Origin of the sequence: Yoonia sp. 208BN28-4, assembly GCF_037543925.1 — a bacterium.
Taxonomy (GTDB): Bacteria; Pseudomonadota; Alphaproteobacteria; order Rhodobacterales; family Rhodobacteraceae; genus Yoonia.
The window spans coordinates 642,767-664,829 of the sequence record NZ_JBBIFY010000003.1; the positions used below are offsets into that span (position 1 = coordinate 642,767).

Below are 22,063 nucleotides of genomic sequence, written 5' to 3' on the forward strand. Positions count from 1 at the left end.
GGGTGCGACGACATGCGCCGCCCCCGAAACGGGAGGATGATTTAGCCGCCGTACTGGCGATCATAGGCAGACTGCATGACAGCCAGCAGTTCCTGCATGCCCATCTCGTTGACTGTCGCGATATACTCGTCCCAGTCTTCCATCACGTCACCATTGCCCAGAATCCAGCTTTGCTGACGCTCAAGCATGTAGTCACGGATCGAGCTCCATGTACGGTCATAGACCTGCTGCTCTTCGGCCGTGAATGCAACGCCAAGGAAGTCGGGGATCAACAGATCCTCGGTGTCGTAAAGCGCGATACCTTCCAGAGCGAATTCGTTGCTCCACTGGATTTCGTAGTTGTAATCCTGGAAGTAGCCACGACCCTGAAGCTGGGCACCCACCTGATAGAGGGACCGGTTGACCGGACCAGCATCAAGGAATTCCTGCGTAAAGATCGGTTGGCCATCAACCATTTCATACTGTTCGCCCTCGACGCCGAAATTCGCCAGACGGCGACCTTCTTCGGTGAACCAGAAGTCAAAGTACTTGATGGTTTCAACTGGGTTTTCATTGGTGTGACCAATGGCCCAACCATCAGGCTTTACCAGAATACGGCGGTGCTCTTCGATGCGACGACCCAAGGGAGACGCCGGTGGCAGGAAAGCTTCAAACGCGAAACCGTCAATTTCCGACGACAAACGGTTGTAGCCGGATGTGGATGCAAACCAGTCGTGTGTCGAGCCGCCAAGGTTTTCCGACAACAGGAAGTCACGCGCGGACGAACCACGGGTGAAGATTTCCGCGTCGATCAGGCCCTCATCATACCAGCGTGCCAGATTGGCGATACCGTCCCGGTAGCCTTCGCCAATGTAGCCATGGTCAATCGTGCCGTCTTCGACAAGGAAGTCATGGTAGGTGTCAGAGCCGTGCGCACGTCCGTCCCAGAGAGTGACGAGGCGGATAAGCTCTGGCCACTGACGGGCAAAGAACGGAACTTCGTCGGCCAGACCATTGCCATTCGGGTCTTGTGTTTTGAAGGCACGCAGGACGTTTTCGTATTCCTCGACGGTTTCGGGAACCTCAAGATCAAGCGCCTCAAGCCAGTCAGTGCGGATCCAGTAGGCACGTCCATATTTGCCGTCGGGCAGATACGGGATGTAGTACATCTGGCCATCAGATGCCTTTACCGCAGCTTCGATGTCGGGACGGGTTGCGTAATAGGCGGCGATGTTTGGCGCGTGCTCGGCAATCAGATCATTGAGCGGGACAAACGCACCCTCTGGGCCAAACTGGTTGACGAAGTCGCGGATCCGGCTGGAGCCGACGATGTCGGGGATGTTGCCACCCGCAAGCATCAGGTTCAGGGCCTCGGTGCGGCCTGTGTTTTCGTCGGTGCGCATGTTCGCGCCAACGGTGTCGTTGATCAGGTGGATGCCGGTCAGCTCACGGGCGACCTGCTCCACGGGCCAGCTTTCCTCATAGATCGGATAGCGTGCGTGGTTCATCTGGATGGTCAGTTCCAGCGGTTCATCAACGATCCGCAAGTGACCATCGGCAAAGGCCGGTGTGGTGATGGCGCTGCCTGCAAGCAGGGCCGCCGCTAGTGTAAGTTTACGCATTTGATTTCCTCCCATTTGCGTTTTCTTATTCTTTGACACCCCCGAGAAGGATGCCTTTCTCAAAATATTTTTGGATGAACGGGTAGACGATCAGCACGGGGATGATCGAACAGACAATGATGGCCGCCGTCACGGTTTCGGCGCTGAAGCCTGCGGCGGTTTGCACGATGGCAAATTCATCGTCGTCCGACAGCGTTGCGATGGTGTGGCGCAAGAAGACTTGCAGCGGAATTTTGTCTTCGGATTGCAGCAGCACCATGGCCCAGAAAAAGCCGTTCCAACGCGCCACAATACAAAACAGTGTGATGGTCGCGATCGCGGGTTTGCTCAGCGGGATAAAGACCTTCCACAGCACCTGAAAATCATTCGCACCGTCCATCCGTGCCGCTTCCTCAAAGCTTTGCGGGATCGCTTCAAAGAAGTTGCGCAGCAAGATGATGTTGAAGGCATTGACCGCAAAGCCAAGGATGATCCCGAACATGCTGTCCAGCAGCCCCAGATCGCGCATGTTCAAAAAGAACGGGATCAGGCCGGCGTTGAACCACATGGTGAACGCGATGAAGAGGTTAAAGAACCGCCGTCCTTTCAGCTGCGGCCGCGACAGGGCATAGGCGCAGGGGATAATGAACACCAGCGACATGATCGTGCCACCGATGGTGTAGATGAAGGTGTTGCGATAGCTCAGCCAGAATTTCGGATCGCCGATGATGTAGCCATAAGCCTCGAGCGTGGCATCAATGGGCGTCAGCACCACCTTGCCCGCCTGCGCCGCGAAACCGGAACTGAAAGAAACAGCCGCGATATAGATGAACGGATAAAGCGTCGCTGCCGTAAACATCCCGATCAGGACGGACACCACCAGCGCGAAAATCTTGTCACCGCGTGAATATAGACCCCATTTTTGCATGTCTTTATCCCCCTACCAAAGCGATGTGCGTGAATAGCGACGCGACAAGGTGTTGGCGGTCATCACCAGAACAAAGGCGACAACGGCGTTAAACAGACCCGCGGCGGCAGCCAGATCGTATTGGCCCGATTGCAAGCCCTGACGATAGACCCAGGTGTTCACCACATCCGCCGTTTCATACGTGGCTGGCTGATACAGCAGGATCACAAGTTCGAACGACACTTCCATCACGTTGCCGATGCGGATGATCAGCATGATCAGGATGGTGGGCAGGATCGATGGAATGGTGATCTTCCACATCATCTGCCAACGGTTCGCCCCGTCGACCACAGCACTTTCGTAAAGCGACGGGTTCACCCCGGCGATCGCGGCAAGGAATACGATGGAGCCAAAGCCCGCCTCTTGCCAGATGCCGGTGCCCACAAAGATGGGACGGAACCAGTCCGGCTGGGTCAGAAAGTAGATGGAATCAAGCCCGAACCAGCCCATCACGGCGTTGATCACACCCACAGTCGGCGAGAACGCAGTGATCACGATACCCGCAATGATCACCGACGAGATGAAGTGCGGCAGGTACACAATGGTTTGTGCCGTGCGCTTGTAAGAGGCGTTCAACACCTCGTTGAACATCAATGCCAGAATGATCGGGGCAGGGAAGCCGAACAGCAGATTGTAAAAGCTGATCGTGATTGTGTTGCGGACGGCGCGGATGAATTGATCGTTGTTGAACAACGTCTCAAAGTGTTCCCAGCCGATCCAGGGGCTGCCTGCCACACCACGGAAGATCGAATAGTCTTTGAACGCGATTTGCAGGCCATACATCGGCTTGTAAAGGAAAACGACGAACCAGATGATCGCTGGCAACAGCATCACGTAGATCTGCCATTCGCGCTTGAAGTGATCGAACGTCCTGACCCATGTGCTGTCGGGCGTGCGGGTCTGGCGACGCTCGCGAAGGGCTTCGTTGGCCTCGACCACCACCTCTTCGACAGGAATGCCCCCAACGTCTGAATTGCGATCCGACATGGTCTAGCCCCCGATGTTAAGCGCGTGGCCGGTGTCAGCGTCGAAAAGCTTGATCAGGTGGGCCGGCACGTGAACGGCGCCCACGCCGGACAGGTGCGCGATATCGCCCTGTGTTTCGGCCTTGAACACCAGATTGTCTTCGCCGTAGCGCGCATGCAAAAGGGCCTCGGACCCCAGTGGCTCTACCAGATCAAGGTTGATGGGCAGGGGGGTCGTATCGGCCCCTTCGGTCAGTGACACGTGTTCGGGTCGCACCCCGACAATGACGTTGCGACCCGCTTGGCCGTTGATGGCACCCGAAAGCTTCAGTTCGGTGCCGCCGATCTGGGCGCCGCTGTCGGTTAGCACGCCCTTCATCTGGTTCATCGGCGGAGAGCCAAGGAACCCGGCGACAAAGGTGTTGGCTGGATTGTTAAAGAGCTCCATCGGGGTGCCGACCTGTTCGATGCGGCCATCGTTCATGACGACAATCCGGTCGGCCAGCGTCATCGCCTCGACCTGATCGTGGGTCACATAGATGGATGTGACACCAAGGCGGTTGTGCAACCGCTTGATCTCGGCCCGCATTTGGGTCCGCAGTTTGGCGTCGAGGTTCGAGAGCGGCTCGTCAAACAAAAAGACCTTGGGATGCCGCACGATAGCGCGGCCCATTGCAACCCGCTGTCGCTGCCCGCCTGAAAGATCGGCTGGGCGACGGTCAAGATATGGGGTCAGGCCAAGGATCTCTGCGACGTCATCAATGGTCGTCTTGATCTCGGCTTTCGGCATTTTGCGGATACGCAACCCGAAGGCCATGTTATCGGCCACGTTGAGGTGCGGATATAGGGCGTAGTTCTGGAACACCATTGCCACATCGCGGTCTTTCGGGGCCACGCGGTTCATCCGGCGTCCGTCGATTTCCAGATCACCGTCGGTGATCTCCTCCAGCCCCGCGATCATCCGCAGGGTTGTGGATTTGCCGCAACCGGACGGGCCGACAAGGACCACAAATTCCTTTTCCGCGACCGTCAGGTCGATGCCATGAACAACTTGAAAAGCCCCGTAGGCTTTCACGATCCCATTCAGATCAACGCCGGCCATTGTTCCCTCCCCACGGCTGTCGTGACGGTTGATCCCCTCCAAGCGAATCAACTTACATACTGGTATACTAGTCAAATATTTGCTTTGCCAGTCTAGTATACTAGTTTAATCTGGTTTAGCGTGGGCGGGAAATAGGAGAGCGGGATGGTCACGACACCTGTGAGAACTGAACGGCGCACCAGTGTGGATGACGTTTTCGATGCGCTTCACGAACAGATTTCGACACTGGAATTAAAGCCGGGTGACCGGATATCAGAGGCCGAGATCGCGGCACAATTTGGCGTGTCGCGGCAGCCGGTGCGCGATGCGTTTAGCCGTCTTGCCAATCTTGATCTTCTTTTGATCCGCCCGCAGCGCAGCACAGAAGTGCGACGTTTTTCAATGCGGCAGATTGAAAAGGCGCGTTTCATCCGCGCCGCAATCGAAACCGAAGTGCTGCGCCGTGCTGCCCGACTGTGCGATGCCGCCGGAGAAGTGGAACTGAACGCGGCGCTGGCGCAACAAGACGCTGCTGTTGAAAAAGCGGATATCGAGACCTTTGGCCGGCTCGACTATGAATTCCACGGCACGCTTTGCCGGATTGCGGGCGTTGATTACGCCTATGATGTGATCCTTGAAGAAAAGGCAAAGGTAGATCGGCTGTGCATGTTGGGCCGCGAGAAAGAGCAACGCATGCCCGAACTGGTCGCGGACCACCGGGCAATCGCAGGTGCGGTGGTTGCTCATGATGCCGAGGGGGCCGTGTCTGCTGGCATGAAACACCTGTCACGCCTAGACGAGACGATCAGCAGGATCACTGCGACGAATGCGAACTACTTTGAACACGCGCCTGAATAAGCAGCGCGCGACCGCGCAGTCTTCGCGCCGGATACAATCATGACCCAATCCCCTGCAACTGCGTCGCCAACACCGGGCGCTGCGGCCGTCTTTGCCTTGGCATGGCCGATGACGCTGAAGGCGATCTTTTTGCATGGCACTGTGGTGGTGGACGGGTTTCTTGTGTCTGCCTTGGGAGAGGGCGCGCTGGCGGCGATGGGACTTGCGGCAGCCTTGGGGGGGATCGTGCTTGGTGTGATCTTCGCATTCTCCCATGCGATGCAAATTCGCGCGGCTCAGGCCTACGGGACAGGTGACGCGGTCTTTATGAAATCCGTACTGGTTTCGGGACTTGCCGTGAGTATCGTCATCGGGATCGTCGGCGTCGCCGCAATCGCTTTGGGCGGCCCCGTTCTGATCGGGATGTTGGCGCCCACGCCGTTGATTGCCGAACAGGCATTGGCTTATCTGATGATCTTTACGGTCGTCATACTTGCCGAAGCGGTGGGCCAATGCATCGCCAGCTTCTTCAACGGATGCAGCCGGAGCAAGCTGCCGCTTTACGGTTACCTGATCTCGGTGCCGGTCAACGTCATGGCGTCGCTCGTCCTGATCCATGGATACTGGGGCTTTCCAGAAATGGGCGTGGCGGGGGCGGCCCTTGGCAGTGCCATAGCAATCACCTTGCAGACGCTGTTCTGGATCGTTCTTCTTTGGCGGACGGACGGCGGTCTGGCGTCTGTGCACGGATGGCATAACAGCACGTTCGGGCCGACCCTGCGGAGACACATACGATTTGCTCTACCAATCGCCGCCACCTTTGTCAGTGCCACGATGGCGACCCATGTTTGTTCGCTGATCTATGCCAATATGGCGCTGAACGATTTTGCCGCCCTGACGCTGATCGCGCCGTGGAACCTGCTTGCGGGGCAGGTGGCGATGCAGTGGACCCAAGCCACCGGTATTCTGGTGGCGCAGCTTTTGGGCAAACACACATCCGAAGCAACGCTTGATCTGTTCCTCGCACGCGCTTGGCGGGGGGCCTTTGTGGCCGCCTTGATCGTCGCTCTGATCTTTCTGGTGATGTGTCTGTCGCTTGACTGGATATACCCGAACCTCGAGGCCGAGACCCGCACCATTCTGCTGGGATTTTTACCGATCCTACTCATCATCCAGTTCCCCCGCGCGACCAATGCGATCTGCGGGAATACCCTGCGGGCGGCGGGCGATACGGTCTATGTGATGCACATTTTCGTCTGGTCGCAATGGGCATTCCGCGTGCCCGCCACGGCCTTGCTGATCCTTTACTTCGACGCCTCTGCCTTTTGGATCCTTTCGTTGTTCCTGTGGGAAGAGGTCATCAAATTTCCAGCCTTTCATCGTCGCCTGTGGCGCGGTGATTGGAAACACGCACACGTCGCCGCCTGACGGCACACCATCAGAGTTTTATAGGAGGACACTATGATCAAAACCAACCTGCGCCGCGCCATCGACCCGCGCCATGCCAAGACATTCGAAACCAGCCAACTGCGCGATGAATTCCTGATCGACAATCTGTGGGTCGAGGATGATATCAGCCTGACCTACACCCAATACGACCGCATGATTGTGGGCGGGGCGTGGCCCAAATCCGGCCCGTTGACCATCGATGCCGTTGACCAGACCGGCACGCCGGGATGGCTGGACCGGCGCGAGGCTGTGCTGGTGAACCTTGGCACATCCGGCAAGGTCGAGGCGGCGGGCGAAACCTATGAGCTTGGCCGTTGCGATATGCTTTACCTTGGTATGGGGTCCGGCGCGGTCACCGTGTCCGGTTCGGACGCGCGGTTCTACATCATTTCCGCTCCGGCGCATCGCGAAATCGCAGCCCAGCTTGTGACAATCGACGACGCCAATCAGGTGCCTTTGGGCAGCCGAGACACCTGCAACGAACGGGTGATCTATCAGTTCGTCCATCCTGACGGGATCGAAAGCTGCCAGATCGTCATGGGCATGACCAAACTTGCGCCGGGGTCGATCTGGAACACGATGCCCGCGCACGTCCATGAACGCCGGTCCGAGATTTATATCTACATCGACCTGCCAGAGGATCAGAACGTCGTGCATCTGATGGGTGAGCCTGATGAAACCCGCCACATGATCGTGCGCAACGAGCAGGTCGTTCTGTCGCCGCCGTGGTCGATCCATTCCGGCGCGGGCACGGCGGCCTATTCGTTCATCTGGGCCATGGCTGGCGATAATATGGCGTTCACCGACATGGACATGGTCGCGATGGAGGATTTGCGGTGAGCCGGTTTTCCTTGGCCGGAACCCGCGCGCTTGTGACGGGGGCCAATACCGGCATAGGTCAAGCCGTCGCCGTCGATCTGGCCGCAGCTGGTGCACACGTGGTTGTCGTGGGCAGATCGTCGATGGATGAGACGTTGGCGAAGGTGGCTGATGTAGAAGGCCGCGCCGATGCGCTTGCCGCCGACCTTGGCACCGTCGCGGCGGCGCAAGAAATGTTCGCAAAGGCGGAGGCGAGTTTTGGCCCCATCGATACGCTCGTGAATAACGCTGGCATCATCCGCCGTGCCGATAGTCTTGAGTTCTCGGAAGAGGATTGGGACGCGGTGATGGACATCAACCTCAAGGTCGTCTTTTTCCTGTCCCAAGCCTTTGCAAAGGCCCGCGTTGCGACCAAAGCGGGTGGCAGCATCGTGAATATCGCCTCGCTTCTGTCGTTTCAGGGTGGCATTCGGGTGCCGTCCTACACGGCATCCAAAAGCGGGGTGGCCGGGTTGACCAAGATTCTCTCGAACGAATGGTCTGCCCAAGGCATTACGGTGAATTCCGTGGCGCCGGGCTATGTTGTCAGCAACAACACGACCGATTTGCGCAACGATCCCGAGCGCAACAAGGCAATCCTTGACCGCATTCCTTTAGGGCGTTGGGCAGAGCCAGAGGACATCGCAGGGGCCGTGACCTATCTGGCATCGCCCGCTGCACGATACGTCACGGGCATCACCCTGCCTGTTGATGGAGGATGGCTTGGGCGATGACACCCACGCCAGTGGCCATCACGCTGCGCCCGGCAAGGCGCGACGATGTCGAGATGATCCTTTGGCTGGAAGAGGTTGCGATGAAAGACTACGCCGTCGCCCTATGGGGAGATTGGCGTTCGTCTGACACTGCCGAGACAGTGGATGTTTCGGTGCACGAGATGGTCGTGGCGGGCGATAGTAGCATCGGTTGCATCGCTACGCGCGTTGACGCTGAAGCGCTCAGCCTGCTGAGGCTCTATCTTGCGCCTGACGTGCGTAGCAAAGGCATTGGCGCAACCGTGTTGCGGCAGATCAAGCAGCGGGCGGATGACATCCGATTGCCCGTTCGGTTGCGTGTTCTGGCAAACAATCCTGCCAGACGGTTTTATACGCGCCACGGATTTGAAACCGAAGATCAAACGCCAGATCACATCTATATGGTGTATCATGGCCCTACCTTCAGTCGCGAGGATACAGCAGTTGAAAATCACTGATGCAAAGGTCTTTGTCGGCGGGCCGGGCAAGAACTACGTCACACTCAAGATCATGACGGATCAGGGGGTCTTCGGTCTTGGCGACGCAACGCTCAACAATCGTGAAACCCTGCCTGCCGCCTACCTGCGCGACTATCTGGTCCCTAATCTGATCGGGATGGACCCGCGCAATTCCGAAGATATTTGGCAGTTCTTCTATCGCGGCGCGTATTTCAGACGCGGGCCGATTGCGATGGCGGCCTTCGGGGCAATCGATATGGCGCTGTGGGACATCAAGGGCAAACTGGCGAACATGCCGCTCTACCAACTTTTTGGCGGCAAAAGCAGGGACGGCGCGATGGTCTACGCGCATGCGACGGGCGCAGACCTGCCCGATCTGATGGACAGCGTCGCCCGCTATGTTGACCAAGGTTACAAGGCTGTGCGCGTGCAATGCGGCATCCCTGCCATGCCGACGACGGGCTATGCTGTTCCCGAAAAGACAGGCGGGCAGGGCGATTTCATCACCGATTTTAGCGGCATTCGACCCAAGATCGAGATTTGGGACACCGACCGCTACCTGCGGTTCATGCCTACCGCTTTGGCCGAAATTCGCGACCGGTTCGGGCCAGAGTTGAAGATTCTGCATGATGTGCACCACCGCCTGACCCCGCGCGAAGCTGCTGCGTTTGCCAAGGAGGTCGAACCTGTCGGCCTATTCTGGCTTGAAGACCCGACGCCCGCCGAAGATCAGGACGCACTACGGTTGATCCGGCACCATTCCACAACGCCGATCGCGATTGGCGAAGTGTTCAATTCGGTGTGGGATTGTAACCGCCTGATCGAAGACGAGCTGATTGATTTCATCCGGATCGCTGTCACGTATGGTGGAGGGATCACGCCGGTCAAACGCATCGTTGATCTGGCAGGGCTGCATCATGTGCGCACAGGGTTTCACGGTGCGCCCAGTCATTCGCCGATCTCGATGGCCGCGCAGCATCACCTGAACGCGTGGGCCCCGAATTTTGGCATTCAGGAATATCTGGTGCTGGGCACGCCGGAATGCGACGCGCTTTTTCCATCGGACCACGCCATGCATGACGGCATGATGCAGGTCAGCGATGCGCCCGGCCTTGGAGTTGATTTCGACGAGAGTGAAGCCGCGCGGTATGACTACAAGCCCGGCAGCCATCCTGTTGTCCGCCTCGAAGATGGGACGATGTGGCATTACTAAGATTTTGTGCCGACGAACGGTAATCTACGTGATTGTTGCGCCGGCGCTAGGCTGTCAGTGAAGGCCCGCTTTGCCAAACCACAAGGGGCGACCTCTGTCGGTCTCTTCGACCCTATCGTGGGCAGGACAGTTGCACTTTGCTTTCGAGTGGCTGAATTTCTCGGAAATGGCGTCTGACGCAGTTACTCCTTTCGCGAAACTGGCGCCGTCCGCGCGTCGGCACGTCTATTTGTTCAAAGGTGATCAATTCTTTGACCGTTTCGCCGCTTGACGATCCTATCGGTTCAATCGCTTCTCAAACAGCTTGGTTCGATGGTGAGTCTTCTGTTTCTTGTCTGGAACAGCGAGATCGGTGGCGTGGGCAGTGCGTGGATAACCGCAGCGATTGCTCTTGTGGGAGCCGCAGCGCTTTCAATCCTGCTCGCGAGGGAAGCAGAGCGGTAGTGTATAGCTTACCGCTTTGCGATAGACCGCAACAAAAAGAGCCGCCCAAAGCGACCCTGCGAACCAACAACATCAGTGAAATGGCGGAGAGACAGGGATTCGAACCCTGGGACCCCGTGAAGGGTCAACGGTTTTCGAGACCGCCCCGTTCGACCACTCCGGCACCTCTCCGCGCTGGGGTCAACGGGGTGCCGTTTAATCGCGTGCTGACCGCTGTGCAAGCGCCATTTGCGGCAATCGCCGCGCATTTGTGTGCGTCCGTGATCGACAATTGCTTGGCATAAGGCGGCGCGGGGCCTATCTGACTACCAATAGACGCACCCGCAAGGATATCTGCTGCCATGTTTCACCGCTTTTCGCTGACCGCGTCGTTTCTTGTCGCGGCAACCGCTTTACCTGCGCAAACGGACCGCGCGTCTGAATTGTTTGACGTCCTCGAACTTGGCACCGTGCTTGAGATTATGCGTGACGAGGGGTTGGGCTACGGTCAGGAACTGGGTGAAGAGATGTTCCCCGAGCGTGTGAATGCCGACTGGACTGCGCTGGTGGCCCGCATCTACGATCTGGACACCATGATCGGCGAGGTAGAGCGTGATTTCACCCAGTCGCTTGAGGGTGACGACGTGGACGCGATGATCGCTTTCTTCAACGAAAAGCCCGGAAGCAACTTTGTCGATCTGGAAATATCGGCCCGCCGCGCGCTGATGGACGACGCTGTCGAAGAAGCCAGTCAGGACGCCGCAGCGATTGCGATGGCCGACGAAACTGACCGGTATCGGCTGGTTCAGGATTTTGTTGAGGCCAACAGCCTTGTGGATAGCAATGTGGTTGGGGCCTTGAACGCGAATTATGCGTTTTACACGGGCCTGATCGACGGCGGTGCGCTTGGTGGTGACCTGACCGAAGACCAGATTCTAAGCGATGTCTGGGGGCAGGAACCTGAAATCCGTCAGAACACGACCGAATGGATCTATTCCTTCCTGCTCATGGCGTATGAGCCGATGTCAGACGAAGACCTGCAAGCCTATATCGCGTTTTCCCAAACACCCGCAGGGCAGCAGCTTAATGAGGCCTTGTTTGAAGGCTTTGACGATGTGTTCGAAGAGATCAGCCGCGCTTTGGGGCTGGCCGCGTCGCAGTTCATGATCGGGGCCGAGCTTTAGCGCCTGTTGCCTGATCTAATTGCCGTAGACCATCAGCGCGGTAATGAGCGCCTCCGGGTTGCCATCGTAGATACCGATATCGCCCTGCATCTGTGTGATGCGGGCAGGGCGGTCACCTTCGGGGATCAGGGCGGCATCCATCGCGTCAGACAATGTCGCGCCGCCGCCTGCACGAATATCGGGGATGATCGTGTTGAAACCGGATTTGACGATCAGTTCGACCTGCCCGCGCCGCTGGCTGTAAATCGCATTTTCAGCGGCTGATGTCAGCGCGTTGACCGGCAACAAAAGTGGATTGCCAAGATGGTTTGCCTCGCCGGAACACCCGGCCAGAAAGACAGTCAGGCAAAGATAGTTACGCATGGCGGCACCTCGTGTTCTGTCCCCTGAATATGACGTGAAAGACGGGGTTGACTTAAAACCTATCTGCGCAGATAAGCCGCCATCCGTGCAAGTGACTTGCGCGGGTTATTGCGAAAATACGCCGAACATGGCGCGCTGTCCAAAGGTACTGAACACCTGTTCGATCAGGGGCCTCAGAGACGCGGAAAACGAAGGAATATCATATGTTTGCGGTTCTCAAGACCGGTGGCAAGCAGTATAAGGTCGCATCTGGCGACGTTCTGCGTGTCGAAAAACTGGACGCCGCCGCTGGCGACAAAATCCAGTTCAACGAGATTCTTATGGTAGGTTCGACAGTTGGCACACCCATGGTGGCCGATGCTGGCGTGCAGGCCGAAGTGATCGACCAGATCAAAGGCGCGAAGACCATCAACTTCGTCAAGCGTCGCCGGAAGCACTCTTCCGCACGTAAGAAGGGCCACCGTCAGCAACTGACACTGGTTCGCATTGGCGACATCCTTGAAAGCGGTGCTGACAAGTCCGGCGTGAAAGCCGCGCTGTCCGGTGCAGGCATGGATCACGTTGTCAGCGATGGTCGCTATGCAAAGAACAAGACGCAGCAGGCCGAAATGGACCGCCGCGTTGTCGAAGGTGAAGCAAAGGAAAAGGTCGCAGAGACCAAAGCCAAGAAAGCCGCACCCAAGAAGAAAGACGAGAAAGCCGTTGCAGCGCCTAAGAAGGCCGCTGCCAAGGCTGGCGCCACCGCTGATGCCGACGATCTGAGCAAGATCAGCGGCGTGGGTCCGGTGATCGTGAACAAGCTCAACAGCTTTGGCATCACGACATTCGCACAAATCGCAGCATGGACGCCAGAAGACGTGGCTGATATGGACGAGAAACTGTCATTCAAAGGCCGCATCGATCGTGACGATTGGATTGCACAAGCCAAAGAATTCGACAAAGGCTAAGGAGAGACACCAATGGCACACAAAAAAGCAGGCGGTTCATCCCGTAACGGGCGCGACTCAGCTGGTCGTCGCCTTGGCGTTAAGAAATTTGGCGGCGAAGCTGTCATTCCAGGCAACATCATCATGCGCCAGCGTGGCACAAAGATGTGGCCGGGGGCCAATGTTGGCATGGGCAAGGATCACACAATCTTTGCAACCGTCGAAGGCAACGTCCAGTTTCATAAAGGCCTGAAAGGCCGCACCTTTATTTCAGTTCTCCCAGTGGCGGAGGCCGCTGAGTAAACCGAAAAATTCAAAGGTAACACTTTTGGGGGGATCGGTGAAAACCGGTCCCCTTATTATTTCATCCTTTCGTCACGATATGGATGCAAAGACCTGCAAGGGCGGTTTTTCGGAGGAGGAGAGACCCGATGATGCACAACACGATAGCGATGCCTGACAAGGCTGCCGCGAATGATCAGGTTTCGTTCGAGACAGACCGCTTTACCCTGCGCCCGCTGCGCCGGTCTGATGCGGGTCTTGTCGCGATGTATGCCGGTGACGAACGCATTGCCCGCGGCACCCGTGCCATGCCTCATCCGCTGCCCCCCGGCGCCGTAGAGGCGATGATTGACCGCGCCAGCGATCCGGAACGCTCTGAAGACATGTGGATCCTTGATGGCACGGCACAAGGTGGTGCGGAAGCGTTGGGCCTTATCAGCCTTGAGCGGATGGACCGCGACCAGTCCGAGATTTACTACTGGATCGCGCCTGCCTTCTGGAACACCGGTCTGGCAACTGCGGCTGTCAAAGCGATCCTTGCTGCAAACCCGCATGGCTCGAAGCGTATTTTTGCTGAGGCGTTTCAGGATAATCCGCAATCTGCGCGTGTTCTGACCAATGCAGGGTTTGACTATCTGGGCGATGCAGAGGCATTTTCGGTTTCCCGGCAGGCTGTTTTGCCCACGTGGACCTACACGATCAAGCTAGAGGCATGACACTCCCCCGTTTGGTGGGGGAACGGATCACGCTGCGCCCGATGGTGACGTCGGACGCGGCGGCCATGTTTGCCGCCATGTCGGACTGGAATGTGGTGCAATGGCTTACTGCGCCGCCATATCCTTACACCTTGCAGGACGCTGACTGGTTTATTGCGAACGGGCAAGATGACGCGTGGACGATTGATCTGGCCGGGCAGTGCATCGGCTCTATCGGCGATCTACCAGAATTGGGCTATTGGCTCGCGCCTGCGCACCACGGTCAGGGCTATATGACCGAAGCGGCACGACTGGCCGTCGATTGGCATTTCGCGCAATCTACAGATGATTTGAGGTCCGGTCATTTTAAGGGGAACGCGGCATCGCGCGGCGTCCTTCTTAAGCTTGGATTTCAGGACACGCATATCGAACATCACTTTTCCAAACCACAGGGCAAGGAAATGGTGCATCAATGTATGTGTCTGCCCCGTGACCGCTGGCATGCCTTGAGAAACGCGCAGCAATAGCTTAGCTGCCAGACGAACCCGAAAAGAAAGCCCGCCGCTATGAAGTTCCTTGATCTGTGTAAAGTCTACATCCGCTCCGGCGGCGGTGGTGCGGGCTGTGTGTCGTTCCGGCGCGAGAAGTTCATCGAATACGGCGGTCCCGATGGCGGTGACGGCGGTAACGGCGGTTCGGTCATTGCCGAGGCCGTTGATGGTCTGAATACGCTGATCGACTTTCGCTACCAGCAGCATTTTTTTGCGCAATCCGGCCAGCACGGCATGGGCAGTCAGCGCACCGGCAAAACCGGCGAGGATATCATCCTGCGCGTGCCGGTCGGCACCGAGATTATCGACGAGGACGAGGAAACTGTCATTGCCGACCTGACCGAGGTGGGGCAGCGCGTTGTTCTTGCCAAAGGTGGTAACGGTGGCTGGGGTAACCTGCACTTTAAGTCGGCCACCAATCAGGCACCGCGGCGTGCCAATGCGGGGCAAGAGGGGATCGAACGTACGATCTGGCTGCGGCTCAAGCTGATTGCGGATGCGGGCCTGTTGGGCATGCCAAACGCGGGTAAATCGACTTTTCTGGCCGCGACATCTAACGCGCGGCCCAAAGTGGCTGACTATCCCTTTACGACCTTGGTGCCCAACCTTGGCGTCGTGGGCGTCGATAACGTCGAATTTGTCGTGGCCGACATTCCCGGCCTGATCGAGGGCGCGTCCGAAGGGCGCGGTTTGGGTGATCTGTTTCTGGGGCACGTGGAACGCTGCTCTGTCCTTTTGCATCTGGTCGATGGCACGTCCGGCGATCCGATGGCCGACTACACCACGATTATCGGAGAGCTTGAGGCATATGGCGGCGATCTGGCTGACAAGCCACGTGTCACGGTGCTCAACAAGATTGACGCGCTTGATGAAGAAGAGCGCGCCTTCATCAAATCCGAGATGGAAACTGTTGTCGGTGGCGATGTGATGATGATGTCGGCCGTTACAGGCGAGGGCGTGACGGACGTGCTGCGCGCGCTCAAAGATCAGATCGCGGAAGACAAGCTGCGTCACCGCAAAGACAACCGCACCGACGAAGAGGTGGCCGAAGAGGACGCGCCATGGCAGCCTTAAAAGATGCCAAACGGCTGGTCGTCAAAATCGGATCGGCGCTGCTCGTTGATCGCGATACGGGCACTTTGCGTGCGGACTGGCTGAAGTCGCTTGCCGCGGATGTTGCTGCGATCCGCCAACGCGGGACCGACGTTATTCTGGTATCGTCAGGGTCGATCGCGCTGGGGCGCGGTGTGTTGGGGCTTGGCAATGGCCCGCTCTCGCTTGAGCAATCGCAAGCCGCCGCAGCCGTTGGACAAATCCAGTTGGCGCGCGCTTATGAGGATGCCTTGCAGCCCCACGGCGTGACCACAGGGCAAGTCCTTGTCACGCTTGAGGATTCCGAGAACCGCAAGCGTTACCTGAACAGCCGCGCGACGATGCAAACCCTATTGACGCTGGGCGTCACACCCATCGTGAATGAGAATGACACCATCGCGACAGACGAAATCAGATACGGCGATAACGACAGGTTGGCGGCACAGGTCGCTGTCACCATCGGCGCCGACCAGTTGGTTCTTTTGTCAGATGTAGACGGTTTTTACGCAGATAATCCGCACGTCAACAAAGACGCGCAGCGCTTTGATATCATTTCCGAAATCACACCCGAAATCGAGGCTGCTGCCGGTGATGCGGGATCAGGCCTGTCCAAGGGCGGGATGAAAACCAAAGTCATGGCGGCGCGGGTGGCGACAGAAGCAGGGTGCGCGATGGCGATCACACTTGGCTCTCCTTTGAACCCGCTGCGGGCTTTGGAAAATGGTGCGGCTTGTACATGGTTCACGGCTCATACAGACCCGCAAGCGGCCCGCAAACGCTGGATCGCGACTATGAAACCGCGCGGACAGCTGACCGTCGACAGTGGCGCGATGACTGCACTGCAAAGCGGTAATAGCCTGCTGCCCGCTGGCGTGGTGGCTGTGAGCGGTGCTTTCGGGCGCGGTGATCCTGTGACGATTTTGGATGCCGCAGGCAACCAGATCGGATCGGGTCTGAGCCGTTACACCGGAGCCGAAGCGCGCCAGATCATGGGGCGGCAGTCGGCTGACATTGAAACGATCCTCGGCTACAAAGGCCGCGCTGCATTGATCCACCGTGACGACATGGTGCTGTAAAGGACCCGCAAGATGAACACCCAAGATACCATTGGCCCCATGATGACAAAAATTGGTGAGCAGGCGCGGGCTGCCGCTGTCAGTCTTGCCTCTGCGCCGTCTGATGCCAAGCGGGACGCCTTGCTGCACGCCGCTGACACGATGTGGGCCAACCGTGCCGATATTATCGCGGCAAATAAGAAAGATCTGGCCTTTGGTGCTGAAAAGGGCCTTTCGCCCGCCATGATGGACCGGCTGATGCTGGATGAAGCGCGGGTGCAGGGCATGGTCGACGGATTGCGGGCTGTTGCCATGCAGGATGATCCCGTGGGTGCCGAGATTGACAGCTGGACGCGCCCCAACGGGCTGCATATCCGCCGCGTGCGCACGCCCATTGGCGTGATTGGCGTCATTTACGAAAGCCGTCCGAATGTGACTGCTGATGCCGGTGCACTGTGCCTCAAATCAGGAAACGCAGTAATTTTGCGAGGTGGGTCCGAAAGCCTGCATTCGGCCACAGCAATCCATGCGGCGATGGTTGAAGGTTTGCAGGCTGCCAGACTGCCCGAGGCCGCGATCCAGCTTGTGCCGACCCGCGACCGCGCTGCTGTCACGGCGATGCTGCAGGCGACAGATCATATCGATGTCATTGTGCCACGCGGCGGCAAGGGGCTTGTTGGACTTGTGCAGAAAGAGGCGCGTGTGCCTGTCTTTGCGCACCTAGAAGGCATTTGCCATGTGTATGTGGACGGAAGTGCCGATCCCGAAAAGGCGCGTGACGTGTTGATCAACGCTAAGACACGCCGGACCGGCATCTGCGGATCAGCCGAAACCGTGTTGATCGCCAAAGATTTCGTTGCAAAACATGGCTTAACACTGCTGAGCGATATGATTGCCAAAGGGGTTGAGGTGCGGGCCGACGACAGTCTCTCATTTGATGGCAAGACCGCAGCAGAACCCACTGATTTCGGGAAAGAATTCCTTGATATGATCATCGCGGCGAAAGAGGTCGCGGATGTCAACGAGGCGATCGCCCATATCCGCACCTTCGGGTCCAATCATACGGATGCGATCATTGCTGAAGATGACGCGGTCGCAGACCAGTTTTTCGCGCAGTTGGACAGCGCGATCCTGATGCGGAACGCGTCGACCCAGTTTGCTGATGGTGGTGAATTTGGCATGGGCGCCGAGATTGGCATCGCGACGGGCAAGTTGCACGCGCGCGGGCCAGTGGGTGCGACGCAGCTGACCAGCTTCAAATATCTGGTCACCGGGGACGGAACAATACGGCCCTAGAACCGTGCGATGATATGATCGCCGTCTAAATCGATAGAAAGCGTGCGGCGTGCGTCCCGCGCCACCTCTGGCAGCATGGCAAATTGTACCTGTGCTGCGCTGTGTGAAAACTTCAGCCGTGGATTGGTCAGGGTTTCCCAAAGGACTTGGTCAATGTTTTTGCGGGGTCCGGTGCCGACGATCTGCCATGTCCCATGATCCTCGCTGATCTGGATATCGCCACCGGCCGGCAGGCCGGATTCAACACATTGCAGCAGCAGAAATGCGATACGCACTTCGGGACGTGGCTGGTCGCCTTCCACCTTCCACACATAGCCAAAACGCCCGCCGCGCGCTGTGTCGGCCAAGACCGATAACACCTCAGTGCGGGGCACGAACTGCTCGGCACGGGCAGCACCATAGGCGATCCTGAAAAAGCGGATACGTGCATTTGCATTTTCAACGCTATCGTTGATCAGCGCGATTTCTGCATCGGTATCACCATTGGTAAGCGTCAACAGTTCAACACCGTTGCCGATTGCCCCCAGAGGGCTGATAAGGTCGTGACAGATACGCGAGCCAACAAGTGCTGCAAGATCATTGCGCATGGGAAAATAGCTTTCTGAAAAAGGAGACCGGAATGTCGGCAGAACTGAACGCGCTACTGGAACCTGGCATGCTGGTCACACATCCCCGACGGCCGGAGTGGGGTGTCGGGCAGGTCCAGTCGAATATTGGTGGACGCATCACGGTGAACTTTCGTGAGGAAGGAAAAGTCGTCATTGACGGGGCGCGGGTCAGTCTGGACATCGTTTACGCCGAATGAGCGGGGTGCAACTTACGGTAGCAACGTGGTGTGTTGAGTCAATCTTAACCATCATCCTAATTTTGAAACCTTGCCAAAAGGTTACGCCTTTCCTAGGTAGCGCAGAGTTTTGCATTGGCAGTCCATGACCCAACCATCCCCGGAATTTCAGGTATCACTGGCGCGATCGGATGACGAAATCGCACAGGCGCAGCGATTGCGTTATGACGTTTTCATTCGTGAAATGGGTGGGGACGGCCCGCTTGTGGATCATGCAGCAGGGCGTGACGTTGATGCCTTTGATGCAGCGGCAGATCACATGGTGCTGCGCGATATGACACGGCCTGCGGGCCAGCGCATTGTTGGCGTTTACCGTTTGCTGACAATGGCGGGTGCAGAGAAGGCGGGAGGTTTTTACTCAGCCTCCGAATTTGACTTGTCGCCATTGATCCGGTCAGGCCGCCGCCTGCTTGAGCTGGGGCGGTCCTGTGTCCACAAGGATTATCGCGGCGGGCAGGGGATGTTCCAGTTGTGGTCGGCATTGGCGCGTTACGTTTCGACCCATCAGATTGATGTCTTGTTCGGTGTGGCATCGTTTCATGGGACCGACACGCAGGCCCATGCTTTGCCGCTGGCCTACTTGCATCACGCACATCTTGCGCCAGCCGAGCTGTGCCCGCGCGCGACGGTGTTCCACGACATGAATACGATCCCGGCAGATCAGATCGACAGAAAGGCCGCGATGCGCGCGGTGCCGCCATTGATCAAGGCGTATCTGCGTTTGGGCGGTATGGTTGGCGCGGGTGCTTTTGTGGATCATGCGTTTAACACGACCGACGTCTGCCTTGTTCTGGACCTTGACCGTATGTCTGACAAACAGCGCGCCATTTATCTGGGTAAATCGACCGCATGAACAATGACACGTGGACATCCGATACGGTGCCCGAGCATCTGAAAATCTCGCCCATGGGTTGGGTGCGCGTCATCGCGCGCGGTGTGCCGTTGGTGTCTTTGATCCTGATCTGTCTGGCGCTGCTGTTGCTGGTGCGCTTGATTGAGAAGCCGTTGTATGGCGAGGTGCGTCCTTGGACGCCATATATCACGCAATTTGTGTGCCGCAGCGCGTTCTTCATCATGGGAATAACCTACCAGACAGAAGGCACGGTGATGCGCGGACCGGGTGCCGTTGTGGCGAACCATTCATCATGGCTCGACATCTTTGCGCTGAACGCGGCCAAACGCATCTATTTTGTATCGAAGGACGAAGTCGCAGGTTGGCCCGGCATAGGCTGGCTGGCACGGGCCACCGGAACGGTCTTTATCCGCCGCGACAGAAAAGAGGCTGCATCACAGATCGCCGTTTTCCGCGAGCGTTTGGCTGCAGGGCATAAGCTTTTGTTTTTTCCCGAAGGCACATCAACCGACGGGCTTCAGGTGCTTGCGTTCAAACCCACCTTGTTCGCGGCGTTCTTTGATCCGGCCCTGAAGGATACGCTTGCCATTCAACCTGTCACCGTCCGCTATCAAGCGCCAGAAGGCGCAGACCAACGCTTTTATGGCTGGTGGGGGGATATGGAACTTGCCCCGCATTTGCTGGGCACATTGGCGGCATCACCGCAGGGCAGGGTGACGGTTGTCTACCATCTGCCTGTGCAAGTTGCCGATTATGCCAATCGCAAGGTGCTTGCCGCAGATCTTGAGGTGGCTGTGCGGAGTGGTCTAGCCCAGCATCGCATTCCGGAGTGATGTCAGGGCTGCGGCCGGATCGTCTTGCGACCAGATCTCGTCGCCGATGCCAAAGAAATCCGCGTGTGGCGCAAGCGTGCGGATCAGCGTGTCGTCCAAGGCACCCTCGGCCACGACAGGCACCTCAATCATGGCCGACCACCACTGGAACAGCTCCAACTCGGCTTGCGTGCCGTCGCCCAGCGCGCTGTTGCCTGCAGGGCCAAAGCTGACGTAATCGGCGCCCAATTCGCCTGCTGTCATACCGTCGTGACGCGAATTGCCGCAAAATGTGCCGACAATCGCATCATCGCCCAGTGCTTTGCGTGTTTTCGCCACGGATCTGGCGTGGTCCGTCAGATGCACGCCGTCCAGCCCCAGACGTTCGACCATCTGCACATGGCTGTCGATCACAAGGGCCACATCGCGGGCGTGCGACACCTCGCGCAGGGCATCGGCGGCTTTGGCGATCTGGTCTTCCTCGCGCAGCCCAAGCGAAAGACGCAAGCAGCCAACCGGCACGGCATCCAAACAGGCCGCAAGCTGATCGGGGAATTGCGACAGATCAAACTGCGCGGGGGTGATCAGGTAAATCTGCGGGATCAGGTCATCTTGGTCGGTCATCGTATCGGTCCGGGTTTGAGCGTGTTGCCACCCCCTTAGCGGGGATTTGCAGGCTTGGCTATTGGTCAACGGCTTGCCTTGCGGTGAAGGCAGACGTATCAGCCTGCAAAACATGGGATTTGCCTTATGCCGACCGACACGCCGCAACCAGCATTTGTTCTTGTGCGCCCCCAGATGGGTGAAAACATCGGTGCGGCAGCAAGGGCCATGTGGAACTTTGGTTTGGATCGGATGCGGATCACGTCGCCCCGTGATGGCTGGCCCAATCAGAAGGCCGTAGCGATGGCATCTGGCGCAGGGCGTTTGCTGGATGAGGCGATCTTGTGCGACAGCACCGCCCAAGCCGTCGAAGACTGCACCTATGTCTATGCGACGACTGCCCGCCAGCGCGATCTGACCAAGCCCGTTTTCACGCCCGAAGCCGCGATGATCGACGCGCGTGACCGGATCGCAGCTGGTGGCAAGGTCGCCGTGCTCTTCGGCCCTGAACGTGCGGGGCTTGAAAACGAAGATATCGTGCGCGCCAACGCGATCATTTCGGTTCCGGTCAATCCCGACTTTCCATCGCTCAACCTTGGGCAATGCGTTCTGCTGACAGGCTATGAATGGCGTCGTGCCACGCAAGAGGCCGCGCCACAGACCATGCAAGCGGCTGACGACTGGGCCAGCCGGACCGAGATTGAAAAGCTGGGCGATCATTACGAACAACGCCTGGAGGAGGCAGGGTTCTTTTTCCCTGACCACAAGTCCGACAGCATGAAGCTGAACCTACGCAATCTGTGGTCGCGGATGCCTTTCACTCAGGCGGACGTGCGCATGTTGCACGGCATTATGCGCCAGATGGTCCGGTGGAAAGAGCGCGGCGACTAGAGGACGCAGGGCAGGGCGCTTGCCCCCTTCACC

General features: G+C 57.8%; 25 protein-coding genes and 1 tRNA gene. 18 read left to right on the top strand and 8 right to left on the bottom strand.

Going from position 1 to position 22,063, the window contains the following annotated elements; genetic code table 11:
* Positions 1-41: 41 nt before the first annotated feature.
* From V8J84_RS13285 to V8J84_RS13300, 4 genes are read right to left on the bottom strand one after another with little or no spacing between them, the layout of a single operon-like run.
* Positions 42-1,601, bottom strand: a complete 1,560-nt coding sequence (locus V8J84_RS13285; RefSeq protein ID WP_339931909.1) for an extracellular solute-binding protein — start codon at positions 1,599-1,601, stop codon at positions 42-44.
* A gap of 25 nt (positions 1,602-1,626) precedes the next feature.
* Positions 1,627-2,508 (bottom strand): carbohydrate ABC transporter permease, encoded by an 882-nt coding sequence (locus V8J84_RS13290; protein WP_339931911.1) that lies wholly within the window; start codon positions 2,506-2,508, stop codon positions 1,627-1,629.
* Between the two features lie 12 nt (positions 2,509-2,520).
* Positions 2,521-3,534, bottom strand: a complete 1,014-nt coding sequence (locus tag V8J84_RS13295) for an ABC transporter permease (protein ID WP_339931913.1) — start codon at positions 3,532-3,534, stop codon at positions 2,521-2,523.
* A 3-nt stretch (positions 3,535-3,537) separates the two neighbouring features.
* A complete protein-coding gene (locus V8J84_RS13300) occupies positions 3,538-4,614 on the bottom strand; it encodes an ABC transporter ATP-binding protein (RefSeq protein WP_339931915.1) in 1,077 nt (358 codons plus the stop codon).
* A gap of 144 nt (positions 4,615-4,758) precedes the next feature.
* On the opposite strand from V8J84_RS13300, the gene V8J84_RS13305 reads away from it, so the two are divergent.
* From V8J84_RS13305 to manD, 6 genes are read left to right on the top strand one after another with little or no spacing between them, the layout of a single operon-like run.
* A complete protein-coding gene (locus V8J84_RS13305) occupies positions 4,759-5,451 on the top strand; it encodes a GntR family transcriptional regulator (protein WP_339931917.1) in 693 nt (230 codons plus the stop codon).
* A gap of 39 nt (positions 5,452-5,490) precedes the next feature.
* Entirely contained in the window at positions 5,491-6,858 is a 1,368-nt protein-coding gene (locus V8J84_RS13310) for an MATE family efflux transporter (RefSeq protein WP_339931919.1), read from the top strand.
* 33 nt (positions 6,859-6,891) lie between these two features.
* Positions 6,892-7,719 carry a 5-dehydro-4-deoxy-D-glucuronate isomerase gene (kduI, locus tag V8J84_RS13315; protein WP_339931921.1) on the top strand — a complete coding sequence of 276 codons (828 nt, stop codon included), beginning with the start codon at positions 6,892-6,894 and terminating at the stop codon, positions 7,717-7,719.
* Positions 7,716-8,471, top strand: a complete 756-nt coding sequence (gene kduD, locus V8J84_RS13320) for a 2-dehydro-3-deoxy-D-gluconate 5-dehydrogenase KduD (RefSeq protein ID WP_339931923.1) — start codon at positions 7,716-7,718, stop codon at positions 8,469-8,471. The genes kduI and kduD overlap by 4 nt, the downstream gene beginning before the upstream one ends.
* On the top strand, positions 8,468-8,947 hold the full coding sequence (locus V8J84_RS13325) for a GNAT family N-acetyltransferase (RefSeq protein ID WP_339931925.1): 480 nt from the start codon (positions 8,468-8,470) through the stop codon (positions 8,945-8,947). The genes kduD and V8J84_RS13325 overlap by 4 nt, the downstream gene beginning before the upstream one ends.
* Positions 8,934-10,160 carry a D-mannonate dehydratase ManD gene (gene manD, locus V8J84_RS13330; protein WP_339931927.1) on the top strand — a complete coding sequence of 409 codons (1,227 nt, stop codon included), beginning with the start codon at positions 8,934-8,936 and terminating at the stop codon, positions 10,158-10,160. Before V8J84_RS13325 ends, manD begins: the two co-directional genes overlap by 14 nt.
* A gap of 525 nt (positions 10,161-10,685) precedes the next feature.
* Here manD and V8J84_RS13335 read toward each other — a convergent pair.
* Positions 10,686-10,775 (bottom strand) — tRNA-Ser (locus tag V8J84_RS13335).
* A 170-nt stretch (positions 10,776-10,945) separates the two neighbouring features.
* Here V8J84_RS13335 and V8J84_RS13340 point away from each other — a divergent pair.
* Positions 10,946-11,767: a hypothetical protein gene (locus V8J84_RS13340; RefSeq protein WP_339931929.1), complete on the top strand. Its 822-nt coding sequence runs from the start codon at positions 10,946-10,948 to the stop codon at positions 11,765-11,767.
* 15 nt (positions 11,768-11,782) lie between these two features.
* On the opposite strand, the gene V8J84_RS13345 is transcribed toward V8J84_RS13340, so the two are convergent.
* Positions 11,783-12,130, bottom strand: coding sequence for a hypothetical protein (locus V8J84_RS13345; RefSeq protein WP_339931931.1), 348 nt, complete (start codon positions 12,128-12,130; stop codon positions 11,783-11,785).
* A 203-nt stretch (positions 12,131-12,333) separates the two neighbouring features.
* On the opposite strand from V8J84_RS13345, the gene V8J84_RS13350 reads away from it, so the two are divergent.
* From V8J84_RS13350 to V8J84_RS13380, 7 genes are all read left to right on the top strand, one after another.
* Entirely contained in the window at positions 12,334-13,077 is a 744-nt protein-coding gene (locus V8J84_RS13350; RefSeq protein WP_339931933.1) for a 50S ribosomal protein L21, read from the top strand.
* Between the two features lie 12 nt (positions 13,078-13,089).
* Positions 13,090-13,359 (top strand): 50S ribosomal protein L27, encoded by a 270-nt coding sequence (rpmA, locus tag V8J84_RS13355; protein ID WP_339931935.1) that lies wholly within the window; start codon positions 13,090-13,092, stop codon positions 13,357-13,359.
* A gap of 149 nt (positions 13,360-13,508) precedes the next feature.
* The gene (locus V8J84_RS13360; protein WP_339932070.1) at positions 13,509-14,054 is read left to right on the top strand and encodes a GNAT family N-acetyltransferase; all 546 of its coding nucleotides are present in this window, start codon (positions 13,509-13,511) and stop codon (positions 14,052-14,054) included.
* Positions 14,051-14,560, top strand: coding sequence for a GNAT family N-acetyltransferase (locus tag V8J84_RS13365; RefSeq protein WP_339931937.1), 510 nt, complete (start codon positions 14,051-14,053; stop codon positions 14,558-14,560). Before V8J84_RS13360 ends, V8J84_RS13365 begins: the two co-directional genes overlap by 4 nt.
* A gap of 39 nt (positions 14,561-14,599) precedes the next feature.
* Positions 14,600-15,658 carry a GTPase ObgE gene (gene obgE / locus V8J84_RS13370; protein WP_339931939.1) on the top strand — a complete coding sequence of 353 codons (1,059 nt, stop codon included), beginning with the start codon at positions 14,600-14,602 and terminating at the stop codon, positions 15,656-15,658.
* The gene (gene proB, locus V8J84_RS13375; RefSeq protein ID WP_339931942.1) at positions 15,646-16,752 is read left to right on the top strand and encodes a glutamate 5-kinase; all 1,107 of its coding nucleotides are present in this window, start codon (positions 15,646-15,648) and stop codon (positions 16,750-16,752) included. Before obgE ends, proB begins: the two co-directional genes overlap by 13 nt.
* A gap of 12 nt (positions 16,753-16,764) precedes the next feature.
* The gene (locus tag V8J84_RS13380) at positions 16,765-18,027 is read left to right on the top strand and encodes a glutamate-5-semialdehyde dehydrogenase (RefSeq protein WP_339931944.1); all 1,263 of its coding nucleotides are present in this window, start codon (positions 16,765-16,767) and stop codon (positions 18,025-18,027) included.
* On the opposite strand, the gene V8J84_RS13385 is transcribed toward V8J84_RS13380, so the two are convergent.
* Positions 18,024-18,614, bottom strand: a complete 591-nt coding sequence (locus V8J84_RS13385; RefSeq protein ID WP_339931946.1) for a histidine phosphotransferase family protein — start codon at positions 18,612-18,614, stop codon at positions 18,024-18,026. The genes V8J84_RS13380 and V8J84_RS13385 overlap by 4 nt on opposite strands.
* Before the next feature lie 32 nt (positions 18,615-18,646).
* Between V8J84_RS13385 and V8J84_RS13390 the strand changes: the two genes are divergently transcribed.
* The 3 genes from V8J84_RS13390 to V8J84_RS13400 all read left to right on the top strand — a co-directional run bounded on the left by V8J84_RS13390 (position 18,647) and on the right by V8J84_RS13400 (position 20,557).
* The gene (locus V8J84_RS13390; RefSeq protein ID WP_339931948.1) at positions 18,647-18,832 is read left to right on the top strand and encodes a DUF3553 domain-containing protein; all 186 of its coding nucleotides are present in this window, start codon (positions 18,647-18,649) and stop codon (positions 18,830-18,832) included.
* Positions 18,833-18,956: 124 nt separating this feature from the next.
* Positions 18,957-19,724, top strand: a complete 768-nt coding sequence (locus V8J84_RS13395) for a GNAT family N-acetyltransferase (RefSeq protein WP_339931950.1) — start codon at positions 18,957-18,959, stop codon at positions 19,722-19,724.
* The gene (locus V8J84_RS13400; RefSeq protein WP_339931952.1) at positions 19,721-20,557 is read left to right on the top strand and encodes a lysophospholipid acyltransferase family protein; all 837 of its coding nucleotides are present in this window, start codon (positions 19,721-19,723) and stop codon (positions 20,555-20,557) included. The genes V8J84_RS13395 and V8J84_RS13400 overlap by 4 nt, the downstream gene beginning before the upstream one ends.
* Here V8J84_RS13400 and V8J84_RS13405 read toward each other — a convergent pair.
* Complete coding sequence (locus tag V8J84_RS13405; protein WP_339931954.1) at positions 20,531-21,160, bottom strand: thiamine phosphate synthase; 630 nt, start codon at positions 21,158-21,160, stop codon at positions 20,531-20,533. The genes V8J84_RS13400 and V8J84_RS13405 overlap by 27 nt on opposite strands.
* Positions 21,161-21,286: 126 nt before the next feature.
* Between V8J84_RS13405 and V8J84_RS13410 the strand changes: the two genes are divergently transcribed.
* Positions 21,287-22,030, top strand: a complete 744-nt coding sequence (locus V8J84_RS13410; RefSeq protein ID WP_339931956.1) for an RNA methyltransferase — start codon at positions 21,287-21,289, stop codon at positions 22,028-22,030.
* Positions 22,031-22,063 lie beyond the last annotated feature (33 nt).